This is a genomic window from Micromonospora sp. Llam0 (assembly GCF_003751085.1).
GTDB lineage: Bacteria > Actinomycetota > Actinomycetes > Mycobacteriales > Micromonosporaceae > Micromonospora_E.
Map to the genome: position 1 here is coordinate 3,271,283 of NZ_RJJY01000001.1, position 15,892 is coordinate 3,287,174.

The window sequence follows — 15,892 nt, forward strand, 5'->3', positions numbered from 1 at the left end:
CGACGGATGGGTGCCAGTCTGCGGAGCATCGCCGAGCGCGCGGGCGTCTCACTGGCCACGGTCTCCAACGTGGTCAACGGCTACCGGCCGGTCGCCGAACCCACCCGACGCCGGGTGCAGCAGGCCATCGACGAACTTGGCTACACCCCGAACCTCAGCGCCCGGCACCTGCGGCGCGGCCGGACCGGACTGATCGCGCTGGCCATCCCCGAGCTGACCAACCCGTACTTCGCCGAGCTGGCCGAGATGGCGATCCGGGAGGCCGCAGCGCTCGGTTACACCCTGGTGATGGAGAGCACCGACGCCGACGCCGACATGGAGCTGGCGCTGCTCGGCGGCTCCCGCCGGCACGTGGTCGACGGGCTGATCCTCAGCCCGGTGCGGATCGGCCGCACCGAGGTGCTCGCCCGCCGCGACGCGCTGCCGCTGGTCCTCATCGGCGAGGGCGTCTCCGACGTACCGCATGATCACATCGCCATCGACAACGTCGCGGCCAGCCGCGCGGCGGTGGCGCACCTGGTCGCGCTCGGCCGCCGCCGGATCGCCTTCATCGGGGCCCGGGGCCACGACGACCGACAGTCGGCGCAGCTGCGGCTGCGCGGTTTCCGGGCGGGCATCGCCGCCGCCGGGCTGCCCGACCGACCGGAACTGACCGTGGTCACCGACCGGTTCGGCCGGGCCGACGGCTCGGCCGCGATGCGACGACTGCTCACCCTCGCCGAGCCACCGGACGCGGTCTTCGCGTACAACGACCTGATCGCACTCGGTGCGATGCGCGCCGCCACCGACGCCGGCCGGCGGATCCCGCAGGACGTCGCGGTCGTCGGGATCGACGACATCGAGGAGGGACGGTACGCCAACCCGAGCCTGACCAGCATCTCCCCTGACAAGGCGGAGATCGCCCGGCTGGCGGTCCGACGGCTGGTCGACCGGATCGAAGGGCGTCCGCCCCGGCCGCCGTACGACGTGCAGACCCCGTTCACCATGGCGGTCCGGCAGAGCACCGCCGGCGCGCGGTCCGGCTTTCGTGGTCCGACGCAGGTCGAGCACCTAGGCTGATTGGTCATGGGACAGACGCCGGAGAACAGCTTCCGCCCGGGTGCCACCGCCCGGGTCGAGCTGACCGTGACCGATTCCGACACCGCCCAGGCGGTCGGCTCGGGCGACGTACCGGTCCTCGGTACCCCGCGGCTACTCGCGCTGGCCGAGGCGGCGACGGTCGCCGCCACCGCCACCGGGCTGCCACCCGGCATGACCACCGTCGGCACCCGGGTCGAGCTGGACCACCGGGCGGCGACCCCGGTCGGCCGCACGGTGGCCGCGATGGCCCGGCTGAGCGAGGTCGACGGGCGGCGGCTGGTCTTCGAGGTGGTGGTGTTCGAGGGGAGCACGACCATCGCGCAGGGCCGCATCGAGCGGGCCCTGGTCGACCGGCACCGGTTCGTCGAGCGGGCCTTCGACCGCACGCCGGCGCCACGTGTCGGCGACGACCCCACCGGTGAGCGGGCCGTCTCCGGATGAGCGCCCGGTTCGTCGAGGTCGGCGACCGGGTGTACGTGCTGCGCCGACCGCGGCTCGACGTCAACTCGACGCTGGTCGTCGGCGCGGCCGCCGCCGTGCTCGTCGACACCGGCAGTACCCCGGCCGAGGCCGCCGAGCTGGTCGAGGCGGCCCGGCGGATCACCCACCTGCCATGGTCGGTGGTCAACACCCACCACCACTTCGACCACTGCTTCGGCAACCAGGTGGCCGCCGGGGACCCACCCGCGCCGGTATGGGCCCATCAGGAGGCGGCCCGGCTGCTGGCCCGCCCGGTCGAGGTGGTCCGCGACGAGGCGTACCGCGAAATGATCGGCCACGACCCGCAGCTGGCCGAGCAGCTCAGCCACGCGGTGGTCCACCCACCGGACCGTACGGTGACCCGCGCCGCGACGCTCGACCTCGGCGGCCGGGCGGTCGAGCTGTGGCATCCCGGGCGCGGGCACACCATCGGCGACCTGGTGGTGCACGTCCCGGACGCGGACCTGCTGGTCGCCGGTGACCTGGTCGAGCAGGGTGCCCCACCGTCGTTCGACGACGCCTACCCGCTGGAGTGGCCGGACACCCTCGCGGCGGTGCTGCGGCGGCTCGGGCCGGCCAGTGTCGTGGTCCCCGGCCACGGCGCCTGCGTCGGTGTCGACTTCGTCCGGGCCCAGCACGCCGACCTGGTGGCGTTGGAGTGGCTGATCCGCGACGGGCACGCCGACGGCGCGCCGCCGGCACGGGTGGCCGCGCGGGCGCCGTTCGGGCCGCAGGCGGCGGGCACCGCGGTCGTCCGCGGCTACGCCGAACTGTCCAACCGGGCCTGACTGGCCTCGGCGCGCCTGTCGAGGGCCGGCGACGGTTCTCCAAGGTCGATGGTGAGCAGTGCGGGCAGTGGACCGGTGTCGGCGTCGACGAGGTCACCGAGACGGACCTCGTCGAGCGCGGCGAGGAAGGCCGCCCGGGCCCGGCGCAGCTCGACCCGCAACCGGCAGCCGGCGAGCAGCGGGCAGGCCGGCTGTTCGCAGGAGACGACCTCACCGTCGCCTTCGAAGGCCCGTACCACCTGGGCCACGGTCATCTCGGCGGCGTCCGGGGCGAACGCGCTGCCGCCTGCCCGGCCCCGGACCGTGGCCAGGACGCCGAGCCGCTGCAGCCGCTGCACGACCTTGGCGACGTGGCTGCGCGGCAGGGCGAGCCGGTCGGCCAGGTCGTCCACCGTGGTCCGGGTGCGAGACGCGGCGGTGAGCATGGCGATCCGTAACGCCATGTCCGTGGACCGGTTGAGCTTCACGTCCCGACCTTAACCAGCCACGGCAGGCCGGCACCGGCCCAGCCGCGTTCGGCGCGGCCGGCGCGGCGCGGCGTGAACGCGGCTCGGGACCAATGGCCCTAAAAGAGGAGTCGCAGATTCCTGTTTAGTGACGACGTACCGTCCCGATCCCCTAAGGAGTGACCGTGCTCTCGAAGTCCTCAGCGGCGGTGGTGACCGCGACCCTGCCCGCCGTACAGGCCCACGGCGAGGCCATCACCAGCCGGTTCTACCAGCGGATGTTCGCCGCCCATCCGGAGCTGCTGGAGCTGTTCAACCGAGGCAACCAGGCGACCGGCCGCCAGCAGGCGGCGCTGGCCGCCGCGGTGGTCGCCTACGCCGAGCACCTGACCGGGCGGAGCACAGTGCCCTGGGCGCCGATCCTGGACCGGATCGCGCACAAGCACGCCTCGCTCGGCATCACCGCCACCCAGTATCCGATCGTCGGACGGCATCTGCTCGCCGCCGTCGGTGAGGTGCTCGGCGACGCCGTGACGTCCGAGGTGGCGGCGGCGTGGGACGAGGTCTACTGGCTGCTGGCCTGCGAGCTCATCGCCCGGGAGGCCCGGCTGTACACCGTCGCCGGACTCCCCCTGCAGGCCGACGCCGGCTGGCGGCCCTGGCGGGTCGTCGAAAAGAACCCGGAGACCGCCGACGTCGTGTCGCTGATCCTGGCCCCGGCCGACGGCGACCCGGCCCCCACCTTCACCCCCGGCCAGTACGTCTCGGTCGCAGTCGATCTCTCCGGCGGCCAGGGCCGGCAGATCCGCCAGTACAGTCTGTCCGGCCGGCCCGGTGCCGCCACCTGGCGGATCACCGTCAAACGGCTCCGGGGCAGGGCCGGGTCGCCGGCGCCGGACGGGACAGTCTCCAGCCAGCTGCACGACCGGACCGCCGTCGGTGACGTCCTGCGGCTGAGCCCGGCGTTCGGCGAGGTCAGCTCCATCGGCGAGCTCGGCGTGCCGCTGCTGCTGGTCAGCGCCGGGATCGGCGTCACCCCGGCGATGGCCGCCCTCGCCCAGCTGAGCACGGTCGCGCCGGCCCGCGAGGTGGTGCTGGTACACGCCAACCGGTCCGCGGCCGCGCACCCGTTGCGCCACGAGTTGCCGGAGCTCCAGCAGCGGATGCCCAACCTGTCGGTGCACCTGTGGTACGAAAACGCCACCGACGGCGAACTCCCCGATCTGAAGGCGACGATCCACTCCGGATGGGTCGATCCGGCACGGATCCCGTTCGCGCCGGACACGTACGCGCACCTGTGCGGGCCGGTGCCGTTCATGGCCCAGGTCCGTGGCGAGCTGCTGCTCCGGGGCCTGCCCGCCGAGCGGATCGTCTACGAGGTGTTCGGGCCAGGGATGCTGGCGGGCTGAGCCGCCGACAAGCCGAACCCGGCCCCGCAGCACCAGCAGGGTCGCCTCACCCGGGCTGGCGTGTTCGGCGAGCGCGTGTCCGCCGGTCAGCGCGAGCAGCGTGTGTCGCAGCGACGTACCGGGGCCACCGTGTACGGTCTTGGCGCTGCGCCCGTTGTCGCTGGCCTGGGCCACGGCGAGTTGCTCGTCGGCCAGCGCACGCAGCGAGGACACCGACATGGGACACCTCCGGGACGGTCGGATCGGATGAGGCGGTCGATGCGGATACCTGTCCCGCCTCTCACTCAGCGTCGCCGCTACGCGACCCGATCACCAGGGACGTTGGTCCCGACCCAACCGGGTCACGCCGCTCACCCGAGAGCCGATCACCCCGAGAGCCGCCGCTCAACCCGAGACAAGAGCCGGCAGGACCGTACCGATCGGCCCGCGCACCACCGCGTCGGCGATCGCGTCGTACGGTGTCGGCGCGGCGTTGATGATCACGACGCGGGCGCCGGACTCGGCGGCGATCTCCACCAGCCCGGCAGCCGGCTGCACCGTCAGCGAGGTGCCGACGGCGAGCATCAGGTCGCAGTCGGCGGCGGCCCGCGCCGCCCGCCGCAGGGTCGGTCCGTGCAGCGACTGGCCGAACGAGATCGTCGCCGTCTTGAGGATGCCGGCGCAGTACCGGCAAGCCGGGTCGTCCTCGCCGGCGGCCACCCGGTCCAGGACCTCCTGGATGCCGGTACGGTCGGCGCAGCCGAGGCACTCGACCTCGTACAACGTGCCGTGGATCTCGATCACGGTGTCCGGTGAGTTGCCGGCCCGCTGGTGCAGCCCGTCGATGTTCTGGGTGACGATCGCGGCCAGCCTGCCGGCGCGCTCCAACGCGACCAACGCGGCGTGGCCGACGTTGGGTTCGGCCGTCCAGGCGGCGTGGTCACGGCGTCCCTGCCAGGCCCGGCGGCGGATGGCCGGATCGGCGACGTACGCGTCGAGGGTGAACAGTTTCGCCGCCTCGGGGTCGCGGGTCCAGACGCCGTTCGGTCCCCGGAAGTCGGGTATGCCGGAGTCGGTGGAGATGCCGGCTCCGGTCAGCGCCACGATCCGGCGGGCGTCGGCGACCCAACCGGTGACCTGCCGGATGTCGACGTCGTCGCGTACACCGCTCATGCCTGCGACGGTAGCCGGCGTCACCGCCGGACGACGACTCCCGGCGCACACACCAAGCGCCCCACGACCACCGCCGACTGTGTAAGACCGATGGGCGGTACCCCGTCCCTCGCCGTTGATTCGGGTCGGCTGTGGTCGGCGAAGCAGAAAACTCAACCCGTGAGGGTCGAATCTCCCTGCTTCAGCAGGGAGATGTCAACCAGACACGTCACGGGCGACGGTACGGGGCGGCCCGGAAGACTGGGCCGCCCAGTACCGCAGAGGGACAGACGTCAGGTCTAGCCGCAGGAATGAGCCTCGTACGGCACGTCCAACGTCACCGACACCAGTTCACCGTCGACCTTCGCCGACGCGGTCACCGTCGCCACACCAGCCGGCACGGTCGCCGTCTCCGTCGGGAACGTCCGCACCTTGCTCGTCCCCGGCTGCACGCCGTACTCCTTGGTCCCGTAGTCCGTCGCCACCGACCCGGTGATCCGGGCCGACGCGTCGTTGGTGACGTCGACGACCAGCTGGGCGTTACGCCCGAAGCATCGGACGCTGCCGGTCGCCGAGACCGCCAGGTCCCGCGCGAACGCCCAGGCGTCCAGCTCGAACAGGTCCTCCCCGGCCGGTCCGGCGTAGGTGAAGTACACGTCGTGCACCCCGGTGACGCCGTCCAGGGACGCGGTCACCTCGGTCCACTCGCCCAGCGGCGCGTCGACCGGGATCGTCGCCACCACCGGCGCGGTGACGTCGCCGAGCCGCAGCTCGATCGTCGCGCCGGCCACCAGCGGACGAACCTTCGCCGTCAGGCTCCGCGCACCGGCACCGAAGTCCACCGAGGACAGCGCCGTCCAGTCGCCGTTGTCGACGTCGCGCACCACCAGGTTGGGAGCCGCGTCACCGAACTGTGGGGAACCGCCGTCGACCTTCGCGGTCGCGACCCCCTTGCTCCAGCCGAACGTTTCGGCCTCGAAGACACGGTACGGGTCGAAGTCGCGGACCTGCTCCACGCCGGCGTAGGTGCCGACGACCTGCTGGATGGTGCCGTCGGAGTTGAAGGTCAGTTCCTGGATGTGCGGGCTGCGGTAGCCCTGGGTGGTGTTGCCGTTGATCCGCTTGTTCAGCGTCGGGGCGTGGTAGGTGAAGTAGTACCTGCCCTCGTACTCGAACACGGACTGGTGGTTGTTGCCGCCGGTGCCGGCGCCGAAGAACTGCGACTGGTTGGGGAACAGCACGCCCGCGTACGTCTCCTTCGGCCACGACATCGGGTCGTCGGAGATCAGGTAGCCGATCTGGCCGCCGCCCGGGTAGCCGGGCAGTGGCGTCTGGTCGCCGCCGAAGTCCGGCCCACCGAAGTGCGACGAGTACGACAGGTAGTACTTGCCGTCACGCTTGAACACCTGGGCCGCCTCGAAGGCCACCGGGGCGTCCACCACAGCGGCTGTGCCCTCGGTCGACACCATGTCCGAGCCGAGTTCGATCGCCCGCAGGTTCTTGGGGTTGTTGAACCGCTCCTCCGGCGGCATGCTGGTCGACGCGGGACCGCCACCGAAGTAGAGGTACTCCTCGCCGTCGTCGTCGACGAACGGCGCCGGGTCGAACTTCCAGGCGACGTCCTCGGCGCCGGGGGTACGGCCGTCGATCAGGGTGCTCGTCCGCTCGCTGACCCACGGACCGATCGGCGACGCACCGGTGATCACGTTGCTCGACCCCCCGCCGTTGGCGTAGTAGAGGAAGAACTTCTCCTCACCGTCGACCACCTTGCGGGCCATGCCGGGTGCCCACGAGTTGTTGGTGAACGGCGCGACACCGTCCGGGCCGGCGACCTGGATCTCGCCGTGGTCGGTCCAGTTGACCATGTCGGTCGTCGAGATCACCGTGATCTGGTTGATGTCACCGTAGTTGATGCCGGGCGAAACACCGGTGTTCGGGTCGGGGGCGTACCCCTGGGTGTCGTTGGTCAGGTACAGGTATACCCGGCCGTCGTGGACGAAGCCGTACCCGTCGGCACCGAACTTGTGCCCAATCAACGGGTTGTGCTCGCCGGGCAGCTTGCCGACGACCTCGATGGTCCTCGACGGTGCCGGGGGCGGCGGGGCGCCGACCACCGACACGTCGTCCAGGGTGAAGTCCATCAGGTGCAGGTCCGGGTCCGCCGACGGGTTCGACGTCCACGGCGTCTCGAAGAACAGCCGTGCCGTCGCGACGTTCTGGCTGGCCGGGATCGTGAAGGTCCCGTTGAACTGCGCCCACTGGCCCTTGGTCGCGGTCACGCTGACCAGGTTGGTGTACGTCGCCCCGCCGTAGTGCATCGTGGCGAAGAACTGCTTGGTCGCCGGCGAGGCCTCGTTCTCGTACTTGATCCGGGCGGTCAGGCTGTAGGTCTGACCGGCCTGCACCTTGCCGGACAGGTTCTGCATCGGACCGGATCCGGTCGTCGCCCGGTCGGTGACGAGCACCGCGCTCGCCCCCGAGTAGGCGTCGTCGGTCGGCGTCAGCGTCGCGCTGTCGGTGGCGTTGCCATTGTTGGCGAACCAGCCGTCCAGTCCGGCTTCGAACCCGCCGTTGACGATGAGGTCGGAGTCGGCGGCGTACACCGGCGAGGTCGGGGCGACGAGCCCGGCGGCCGCCAGGGCGCCGACCGCCGCGAGCGCGCCGACCCGTCGCCGGGCCGTCGCTGTCACGTGTCGTCTCACGAGCATCCTCTCTGAGTGGTTCCGGTCGGTGGGTGGAAATTCGGTCACTGGCAGACGCGGGCCTCGTACGGCACCGTCACGGTCGTGCTGACCGGCGTCCCGTCGATGCGTGCCGTGGCGGTCACCGTCACCTCGCCGGCCGGCATCGACGCCGCGCCGGTCGGGAAGGTGCGCACCTTGCTGGCGTCCGGCTGCACCCCGTACTCCTTGGTCCCGTACGGCGAGGTCACCGTGCCGGTCGCCCGCGACGACGCGACACCGGTCAACTCGACGACGAGCTGGACCTTCTTGGCCAGGCAGCGGCTCGACGTGTCGACCGACACCAGCGCCGGCGCGTCGAGCCGGAGCACGCCGAGCCGGGCCAGTTGGTAGCTGAGTGCCCGCTCCGGAGCGTCGATCTGGTTCTGGGTGCCGAACTGGCCGGCCCGCGCGGCCACCGCGTCGTCGAGGGCGGCCCGCATCGCGGCCCAGGCGTCCGCCGGGTAGTCGGCCGCGCGCAGCGTCGCCGCGTACGCGATGGCTGCGTCGAGGTCGGCGGTACGCAGCGGCTGGGCCTGCGCAGTCAGCGTGTCGCTGAGCAGGTAGTGGTCGAAGTCGACGTGTCCGCCGGTGCTCTGGGTGGCGTAGGTGAACAACCCGACCCGGTGACCCATGAAGTGGGCGAGGGAGCCGTCGAGGGTCTGCGGGCCGACCCGGTCCCCGAGTGGGGTCCAGCTGAGCCCGTCGAGGCTGTAGTGGAAGGTGGTCCAGAGCTGCCCGGTCGGCGAAGCGAAGTCCAGGTCGGCCTTGAGGTGGACGTCGGTGGCGTCACCCAGCGACACGGTCGTCCCCGGCAGAAAGCTCTCCAGCGTGGCCTGGTCAAGGTCGACGGTGAACGGCTGGCCCCGGTTCACCACGCCGAGGGTGTTGACTCCGTCGACGCGCTTGACCGCCGCGTACGAGAATCCGCGGTTGTAGGCGGCGAGGCCGGCGACGTCGCCGTCGCGCATCGCGGATATGTCCATCTTGGTCTCGGCCGATTGGCGGGGACCGAACGTCCGCTGCGACAGGGTGTTGCGGGCTTCCTCGAACCAGGCGAGCTCGGCCCGGTTGGACAGCTTTGTGTAGACGTAGTCGCCGGTGACGACCTTGCCGTTGGTCAGGCGCAGCCAGCCGTCCCGGTCGGTGAGCGACCAGTAGCGGTTGTCCGGGGCGTGGTTCCACTCCCAGGCCATGTCGAGCCGGGAGCCGTTGGGGGCGATCTCGGCCTCGGTCGGGTGTTCGATGGTCGACGGCTGCCCGACGATCGACACGTCGTCGAGCAGGTACTCGACGCTCGACGACGGTGGCTGCGGGTTGGCCCACGGTGTCTCGACGGCGAACTTGTAGTTCGCCAGGTTGGCCGAGGCCGGCACGGTGTAGCGGCCGGTGACGGTGGTCCACCGGCCGGCCGGCACGTCATCGGCGGCCATCACCTGCACGCCGCCGCCCCAGTCGGCGACCAGGTTGAACCGCACGCTGGCCGGCCCCGAAGTGTATTTGACCTTCGCCGAGACGGTGTAGGTGACACCGTGCTGCATCTTGCCGTTGAGGAACTGGTTCGGGCCGGACCCGTTGAGGGTCCGGTTGCTCACCCGCAGCGCCGCCGACCCGCTGGCCGGGTCGGTGGAGTCCAGGCTGAGCGTGGCACCGTACTGCGCGCCCCACGGGGTGAGCGTGCCGGATTCGAAGCCGGCGTTGTCGAGCAGTTCGACGCCGATCAGCGAGTCGTCGATGTCGGGCGGCGTCGGGATCGTCCACTGTTCGTCCTGGTACGCCTTGTGCGGGGCGTCGTTGGCGAAGTCGTCGGAGGCCACGATGCTCTTCTGCCGCTGGAACAGTTCCTCGGCCGGGCTGAGCCGGATCGGCTTGTCGAACACCCCGCCGACCGGCACGACGCCGTTGGTGCCGAAGACCGGCCAGCCGTCGGACCAGGTGGCCGGGATCAGCGCCGGGATGCGGCCGATCGGGAACGTGTCGCGGAAGAACATGCCGTGCCAGTCGGTGCCGCCGTCGGCGGCGGCGATCGGTATCAGGCTGCCCTGGGCGAAGCCGTTGGAGTTGAGCACGCCACGGGCTTCGTAGGTGTTGACGCCGCCGGCCGAGGTGTGGCGGCCGAGCAGTTCCGTCGAGCGGAACATGACGACCTGCCGGCCCTGACCGGACGGCCAGGTGATGATCACCGCGTAGTAGTAGCCGTCGATGTAGTAGATCTGGGCGCCCTCGAACAGTCCGCCGATGAACGGCTCGCCGGCGTAGTCGGCGGCGGTGAAGATGTTCGGGTAGTCCTGCTCGATGGCGGTCAGGTCGGCGTTGAGCCGCACCGCGCTGGTGCCACCGGATCCGTAGAAGATGTACGGGGTGCCGTCGACGTCGAAGAACAGCGACGGGTCGTGCAGCCCGCGGCCGAGCGCGGTCCGCTGCCAGGCGCCGTCGTCGATATCATCGGTACGGTAGACGTACGCGCCGCCGAGGTTGTTGGTGTTGAACGCGACGTAGAACGTGCCGTCGTGGTAGCGCAGCGACGACGCCCACTGGCCCTGGCCGTACGAGTTCTCTCCGTTGCGCAGCGAGAACGAGTCGCCGATGTTCGCCCGGTCGAACACGTAGTTGACGATCTCCCAGTTGACCAGGTCGTAGGACTTCATGATCGGCGCACCAGGGCTGAGGTGCATCGTGGTGCTGATCATGTAGTAGATGTCCCGGCCCTCGTCGTTCTCGGCGGCCGGGACCCGCTCGACGCTGATGTCCGGCACGTCGGAGCGCAGCAGCGGTACGGAGTATGTGCCGTCGCCGTTGTCGGTCGATGTGTACGACGAGCGCGGGGACCAGGTCTCGGCGGCGTGCGCCGTCCCGCCGACCGGTGCCAGTACGCCACAGAGGAGCACGCCGGCCGTGACGTACGCGAGGCGGCGTCGAAGGCCGGCTCGGTGAGCGCTAACCATCGCCGGGATCCGGGCCATCGCCGCAACGCACCGTCTGACAATTCTGGCGAGGCGGACCGGTACGAGCCCGGTCCGGACAGGATTGGGCCTGCGTGTGGATGAGCTACGGGGAACGTGGCGGCCGATGGACGCTTGCATGCGAGCTCCAGACGCGAACGTGACGGGAGCCTCATCCTGTTAGCGCTCACATACACCGGTCAAGGTTTCCAGCGATACTCGTCTGAAATGTCCGCGAAACCTGGGTCCCACGTGGATTCCCACCTGGATGGAGCCGACCGTCACCGAGGTCGCCGACCGGGTGCACGTGCTGCGCCAACCCGGTCTCGACGCCAACGTCAGCGACGACCAGGTCAGCCGGGCGCAAAAGGTCAGCCGAAACGTTCGGCGACGGCCGCCCGGGTGGGCATGGAGACCGCACCGCCCGGTGACTCGCACACCAGCCCCGCCACCTGCAGGGCGAAACCGACCCGGGCGGCCCAGCCGGCGGCGTCGGCCGGCAGCCCGGTGTCGAGCAGTTCGGCGATCAGGGCGGCCATCACCGAGTCGCCGGCGCCGGTGGCGTCGATTGCGGCGACCGTCGGGGCGGCCACGGTCAGCACCTCGCGGCCGGCGCTGACCAGGGCGCCGTCCGCACCCCGGGTGACCACCACCGCACCGGCGCCGAGATCGTGCAGCAGCGCGGCGGCGGTCACCGGGTCGGCGCCGTCGTAGAGCACCCCGGCGTCGGCGGCGCTGAGCTTGACCAGATCGGCGGTTGCCGCGAAGCCGGCGACGACCTGCCGGTACGCGGCCAGCGACGCGGCGTCGGGCAGCAGCCGGGGCCGGACGTTGGGGTCGAAGACCCGCAGCCCGCCGGTGCCCGCCCAGGCCTGCCGGGCGGCGGCCAGGGTCGGCTCGCACAGCAGCGCGATGGAGCCGCAGCAGAGCACGGCGGCGTCGCCGACCAGTTTCCCGTCGAGGCTGGCCGGTTCGAGCAGCCCGTACGACGGCGGGTCGCCGTAGAAGCGGAAGTCCGGCTCGGCGCCGGTGAAGGTGGCCACCGCCAGGGTGGTGGGCGCGGGCACGGTGACCATGGCCCGGTCGCCGACCCCGGCGGTACGCAGGAAGTCGCGGATCCGGTCGGCGAGCGGATCGTCGCCGAGGGTCCCGGCGAACTCGACCGCGCCGCCGAGCCGGGCGACGCCGACCGCGACGTTCAGTGGTGCCCCGCCGATCACCTGGCGGTAGACCGGTTGACCGGCGCATTCGCCGTCGAGCAGGTCGATCAGTGCCTCGCCGAGCACCACCGCGTACCGCATGGATCTCCTCCCACCTGCAGTTTTGCCGCTGCGAAGTCTGCCAGGTCGGTGCCGGGACGCCGGTCGCCACCCCGCACCCCGCACCGCACATCGAGAAGCGACTATTGCGCTTCCGATCGATGTATGGTGGGATATCGATTACCAGGACAGTGTGGGGGCAACTCGCTGTCCTTCGGACTCGCCGGGAGCTGCGCGAGCGCGCTAGACGTCCATCGGACGGCACGTCGGTACGCCGTACCTGCGGCACGATCGACCGGTCGCCGTTCCTCCTCATGTTTCCTGACGTTCCGCCATGTCGGAACCCATCGCCCTGTCCACCGGCCCGGGTCCGTCCCGCGCCGTGGACCGGTTCACGAAGGAGTCTCGGTGAAAGCTCTACGCAGAGTGGCGGTAGTCGCCGCCGCTTCCGCGCTCACCGCCGGCCTGCTCACGGTGGTGACCCCCAACGCGGCTTCCGCGCACGGTGCCGCCATGACGCCGGGCAGCCGCACCTACCTCTGCTGGGTCGACGGTCTGACGCAGACCGGCCAGATCATCCCGCAGAACCCGGCCTGCTCGGCCGCCGTCGCCCAGAGCGGCGCCAACTCGCTGTACAACTGGTTCAGCGTGCTGCGCTCCGACGCGGGCGGCCGCACCACCGGCTTCATCCCCGACGGACAGCTGTGCAGCGGCGGCAACTCCGGCTTCTCCGGCTACAACCTGGCCCGCAACGACTGGCCGCTGACCCACCTGACCGCCGGTGCCCGGATGGAGTTCAAGTACAGCAACTGGGCCCACCACCCTGGCACGTTCTACTTCTACGTGACCAAGGACAGCTGGAGCCCGAACCGGGCGCTGGCCTGGAACGACCTGGAGGCGACGCCGTTCCTGACGGTGACCAACCCGCCGCAGCGCGGCGCGGTCGGCACCAACGACGGCCACTACTACTTCAGCGGCAACCTGCCCAGCAACAAGAGCGGCCGGCACATCATCTACTCGCGCTGGGTGCGCTCGGACAGCCAGGAGAACTTCTTCGGCTGCTCGGACGTGACGTTCGACGGTGGTAACGGTGAGGTCACCGGGATCGGCGGAGACAACCCGCCCCCGCCGCCCACCACCGCTCCGCCGCCGCCCACCACGGCTCCCCCGCCCACCACGGCCCCGCCGACCACCGCGCCGCCGACCAGCAACCCGCCGACCGGCGGCTGCTCGGCCGCCTACCGGACCACCAGCTCCTGGTCCGGTGGATTCCAGGGCGAGGTGACGGTCACCAACAACAGTTCCGCGAGCATCGGCGGCTGGACCACGACCCTGAACTTCGGCAGCGGGGTCACCATCAACAGCCTGTGGAGCGGCACCCACACGGTGAGCGGATCGAGTGTCACCGTCCGCAACGCGGACTGGAACGGGTCGCTGTCGCCAAGCGGATCGACCACGTTCGGCTTCGTCGCCAACGGCAGCCCCGGCACACCGTCGACGGCCTGCTCGGCGAGCTGATCCACCGCCACACACGGCAGATTCCCACCTGACCGGGCCCGGCAGCGCGAAACGCTGCCGGGCCCGTTCCGTGCGTGGCTGGGTAGTCCCGGCGACGCGTGACCGCGGTGGGTCAGGCGACCATCGACCCGACCACCGGCTTGGTGAGCAGCGCCGACTGGTTGCGCCGGATGCCGGGATCGAGCGAACGCTCCACGAAGATCGCGTGCCAGATGCAGAACACCAGCACCGTCCACACCTTGCGGGAGTGGTCGGCCTCCTCACGCTTGTGCTCGTCCAGCAGCCGCATCGCGTACGACAGGTCGAGCAGGTCGCCGGCGCCCGAGGTGGCGAAGATGTGCCGGGCCCACTCGTACATCTCACCGCGCAGCCACACCCGGGTCGGGGTCGGGAAGCCCAGCTTGCGGCGGTTCACGATGGCCGGCGGCACCACGCCCTGCAGGGCCTGGCGCATCGCGTACTTGGTGGCGTCGGAACGCGGCGGCAGCCGCAGCTCCACCGGGATCTTCGCGGCGACGTCGAAGACCTCCTTGTCGAGGAACGGCACCCGCACCTCCAGCGAATGCGCCATCGAGATCCGGTCCGCCTTGACCAGAATGTCGCCGCGCAGCCAGGTGTACAGGTCGACGTACTGCATCTTGGTGACGTCGTCGAGCTCGGCGCACTCGGCGTAGATCGGCGCGGTCACGTCGGTGTAGCGCACCGACGGGTCGTAGCGGCGCAGCAGGTGCCGCTTCTCCTCCTCGGTGAACATCCGCGCGTTGCCGTAGTAGCGCTCCTCGATCGGGGTGGTGCCCCGTTCCAGGAAACTCTTGCCCTTGACCCCCTGCGGGATCACCTTGGAGACGGCGCGCAGCCCTTTCTGCATCGGGTCCGGCAGTCCGTGCACCGCGCCCAGCGACAACGGCTCCCGGTAGATGGTGTAGCCGCCGAAGAACTCGTCCGCGCCCTCGCCGGAGAGCACGACGGTGACGTGTTCGGCGGCTTTCTGCGCCACGAAGTACAGCGGCACCAGCGCCGGGTCGGCCACCGGGTCGTCCAGGTGCCAGACGATGCGCGGCAGCGCCTCCATCATGTCCTGCGGCCCGATCTTCGTCGGGATGGTGGTCACGTTCAGGTGCCGGGCCGAGTCCTGGGCCACCTCGATCTCCGAGTAGCCCGACACGTCGTACCCGACGGTGAAGGTCAGGATGTTCGGGTTGAACTCGCGGGCCAGCGCCACCACTGCGGTCGAGTCGATGCCGCTGGACAGGAACGCTCCGACCGGCACGTCGGCCCGCATGTGCATGCGTACGCTCTCCCGCAGCGTTTCGCGGATCTCGTCGTAGAGGCGCTGCGGGTCCGGCGTCGGCGTCGGCCGGAAGATCGGCTGGTACCAGCGTCGGACCTGCACCCCACCGGCCGGGTCCGGTGCCGGACCGCCGGTCGTCGGGTCCAGCGCCGGGGGCGACCAGGTCAGGCACTCCCCGGAGCCGATCCGGCTGATCCCGGAGTGCAGGGTGCGCGGCTCCGGCACATACTGCAGGGTCAGGTAGTGCGACAGGTTCGCGGTGTCCACCCCGGCGTCGCCGGCGCCGGCGGCGGCGGAGAATGGCAGCAGCGCCTTCTTCTCCGAGGCCAGGTAGATGCCGTCCGGGGTCTGCAGGTAGTGCAGCGGCTTGATCCCGAAGTAGTCCCGGGCGCCGAACGCGCGACGCCGCTGCCGGTCCCAGATCACGAAGGCGAACATGCCGCGCAGCTTGTGCAGCACCTTCTCGCCCCAGTAGTGGTACCCGGCGACGATCACCTCACCGTCACCGGCGGTGGCGAACTGCGCGCCGAACTCCCGGACCAGCTGGTCCCGCAGCTCGATGTAGTTGTAGATCTCGCCGTTGAAGGTGAGCAGGTAGCGGCCGTCGGCGTAGGCGAGCGGCTCCTGGCTGGACGCCACGTCGATGATGGCCAGCCGCTTGTGCGCGAACACCGCGTCCGCCCACCGGCCGGTCGGGTCGCCGATCACCTCCACGCCGGTCTCGTCCGGGCCACGGTGGTGCAGGCATTCCAACGCGTGGGCGATCGCGTCGCGGTGTGCGCCGGCGTCGCCGCGGGCGCTGAAAAAGGCCAGGAGTCCGCACATGGC

General features: G+C 70.8%; 11 protein-coding genes. 5 read left to right on the forward strand and 6 right to left on the reverse strand.

Annotated features, from left to right (window positions below):
• The first annotated feature begins 6 nt into the window (after positions 1–6).
• Genes EDC02_RS14215 through EDC02_RS14225 form a run of 3 tightly spaced genes read left to right on the forward strand, consistent with a single transcriptional unit; the run spans position 7 to position 2,348 of the window.
• The gene (locus tag EDC02_RS14215) at positions 7–1,059 is read left to right on the forward strand and encodes a LacI family DNA-binding transcriptional regulator (RefSeq protein ID WP_123602379.1); all 1,053 of its coding nucleotides are present in this window, start codon (positions 7–9) and stop codon (positions 1,057–1,059) included.
• 6 nt (positions 1,060–1,065) lie between these two features.
• Positions 1,066–1,521 (forward strand): thioesterase family protein, encoded by a 456-nt coding sequence (locus tag EDC02_RS14220; protein WP_123602380.1) that lies wholly within the window; start codon positions 1,066–1,068, stop codon positions 1,519–1,521.
• A complete protein-coding gene (locus EDC02_RS14225; protein ID WP_123602381.1) occupies positions 1,518–2,348 on the forward strand; it encodes an MBL fold metallo-hydrolase in 831 nt (276 codons plus the stop codon). The genes EDC02_RS14220 and EDC02_RS14225 overlap by 4 nt, the downstream gene beginning before the upstream one ends.
• Here EDC02_RS14225 and EDC02_RS14230 read toward each other — a convergent pair.
• Positions 2,321–2,815, reverse strand: a complete 495-nt coding sequence (locus EDC02_RS14230) for an Rrf2 family transcriptional regulator (RefSeq protein ID WP_123602382.1) — start codon at positions 2,813–2,815, stop codon at positions 2,321–2,323. The two genes, EDC02_RS14225 and EDC02_RS14230, sit on opposite strands and share 28 nt — an antisense overlap.
• Before the next feature lie 158 nt (positions 2,816–2,973).
• On the opposite strand from EDC02_RS14230, the gene EDC02_RS14235 reads away from it, so the two are divergent.
• Positions 2,974–4,203, forward strand: coding sequence for a globin domain-containing protein (locus tag EDC02_RS14235; RefSeq protein ID WP_123602383.1), 1,230 nt, complete (start codon positions 2,974–2,976; stop codon positions 4,201–4,203).
• A 384-nt stretch (positions 4,204–4,587) separates the two neighbouring features.
• Here EDC02_RS14235 and EDC02_RS14240 read toward each other — a convergent pair whose 3' ends face one another.
• The 4 genes from EDC02_RS14240 to EDC02_RS14255 all read right to left on the reverse strand — a co-directional run bounded on the left by EDC02_RS14240 (position 4,588) and on the right by EDC02_RS14255 (position 12,297).
• The gene (locus EDC02_RS14240; RefSeq protein WP_123602384.1) at positions 4,588–5,355 is read right to left on the reverse strand and encodes a Sir2 family NAD-dependent protein deacetylase; all 768 of its coding nucleotides are present in this window, start codon (positions 5,353–5,355) and stop codon (positions 4,588–4,590) included.
• A 278-nt stretch (positions 5,356–5,633) separates the two neighbouring features.
• Positions 5,634–8,042 carry a family 43 glycosylhydrolase gene (locus tag EDC02_RS14245; RefSeq protein ID WP_123602385.1) on the reverse strand — a complete coding sequence of 803 codons (2,409 nt, stop codon included), beginning with the start codon at positions 8,040–8,042 and terminating at the stop codon, positions 5,634–5,636.
• A gap of 38 nt (positions 8,043–8,080) precedes the next feature.
• Positions 8,081–10,999, reverse strand: coding sequence for a family 43 glycosylhydrolase (locus EDC02_RS14250; protein ID WP_123604774.1), 2,919 nt, complete (start codon positions 10,997–10,999; stop codon positions 8,081–8,083).
• Positions 11,000–11,367: 368 nt separating this feature from the next.
• The gene (locus EDC02_RS14255; protein WP_123602386.1) at positions 11,368–12,297 is read right to left on the reverse strand and encodes a carbohydrate kinase; all 930 of its coding nucleotides are present in this window, start codon (positions 12,295–12,297) and stop codon (positions 11,368–11,370) included.
• A gap of 366 nt (positions 12,298–12,663) precedes the next feature.
• Between EDC02_RS14255 and EDC02_RS14260 the strand changes: the two genes are divergently transcribed.
• The gene (locus tag EDC02_RS14260; protein WP_370461450.1) at positions 12,664–13,773 is read left to right on the forward strand and encodes a lytic polysaccharide monooxygenase; all 1,110 of its coding nucleotides are present in this window, start codon (positions 12,664–12,666) and stop codon (positions 13,771–13,773) included.
• Positions 13,774–13,885: 112 nt separating this feature from the next.
• On the opposite strand, the gene asnB is transcribed toward EDC02_RS14260, so the two are convergent.
• Positions 13,886–15,889, reverse strand: coding sequence for an asparagine synthase (glutamine-hydrolyzing) (gene asnB, locus EDC02_RS14265; RefSeq protein ID WP_123602388.1), 2,004 nt, complete (start codon positions 15,887–15,889; stop codon positions 13,886–13,888).
• Positions 15,890–15,892: the final 3 nt, after the last annotated feature.

Excerpts from the sequence above, each read along its gene's own strand:
- EDC02_RS14220 (WP_123602380.1), top strand. The coding sequence starts at position 1,066 with ATGGGACAGACGCCGGAGAACAGCTTCCGCCCGGGTGCCACCGCCCGG.
- asnB (WP_123602388.1), bottom strand. The coding sequence starts at position 15,889 with ATGTGCGGACTCCTGGCCTTTTTCAGCGCCCGCGGCGACGCCGGCGCA.
- EDC02_RS14250 (WP_123604774.1), bottom strand. The coding sequence starts at position 10,999 with ATGGTTAGCGCTCACCGAGCCGGCCTTCGACGCCGCCTCGCGTACGTC.
- EDC02_RS14240 (WP_123602384.1), bottom strand. The coding sequence starts at position 5,355 with ATGAGCGGTGTACGCGACGACGTCGACATCCGGCAGGTCACCGGTTGG.
- EDC02_RS14255 (WP_123602386.1), bottom strand. The coding sequence starts at position 12,297 with ATGCGGTACGCGGTGGTGCTCGGCGAGGCACTGATCGACCTGCTCGAC.
- EDC02_RS14245 (WP_123602385.1), bottom strand. The coding sequence starts at position 8,042 with ATGCTCGTGAGACGACACGTGACAGCGACGGCCCGGCGACGGGTCGGC.
- EDC02_RS14225 (WP_123602381.1), top strand. The coding sequence starts at position 1,518 with ATGAGCGCCCGGTTCGTCGAGGTCGGCGACCGGGTGTACGTGCTGCGC.
- EDC02_RS14215 (WP_123602379.1), top strand. The coding sequence starts at position 7 with ATGGGTGCCAGTCTGCGGAGCATCGCCGAGCGCGCGGGCGTCTCACTG.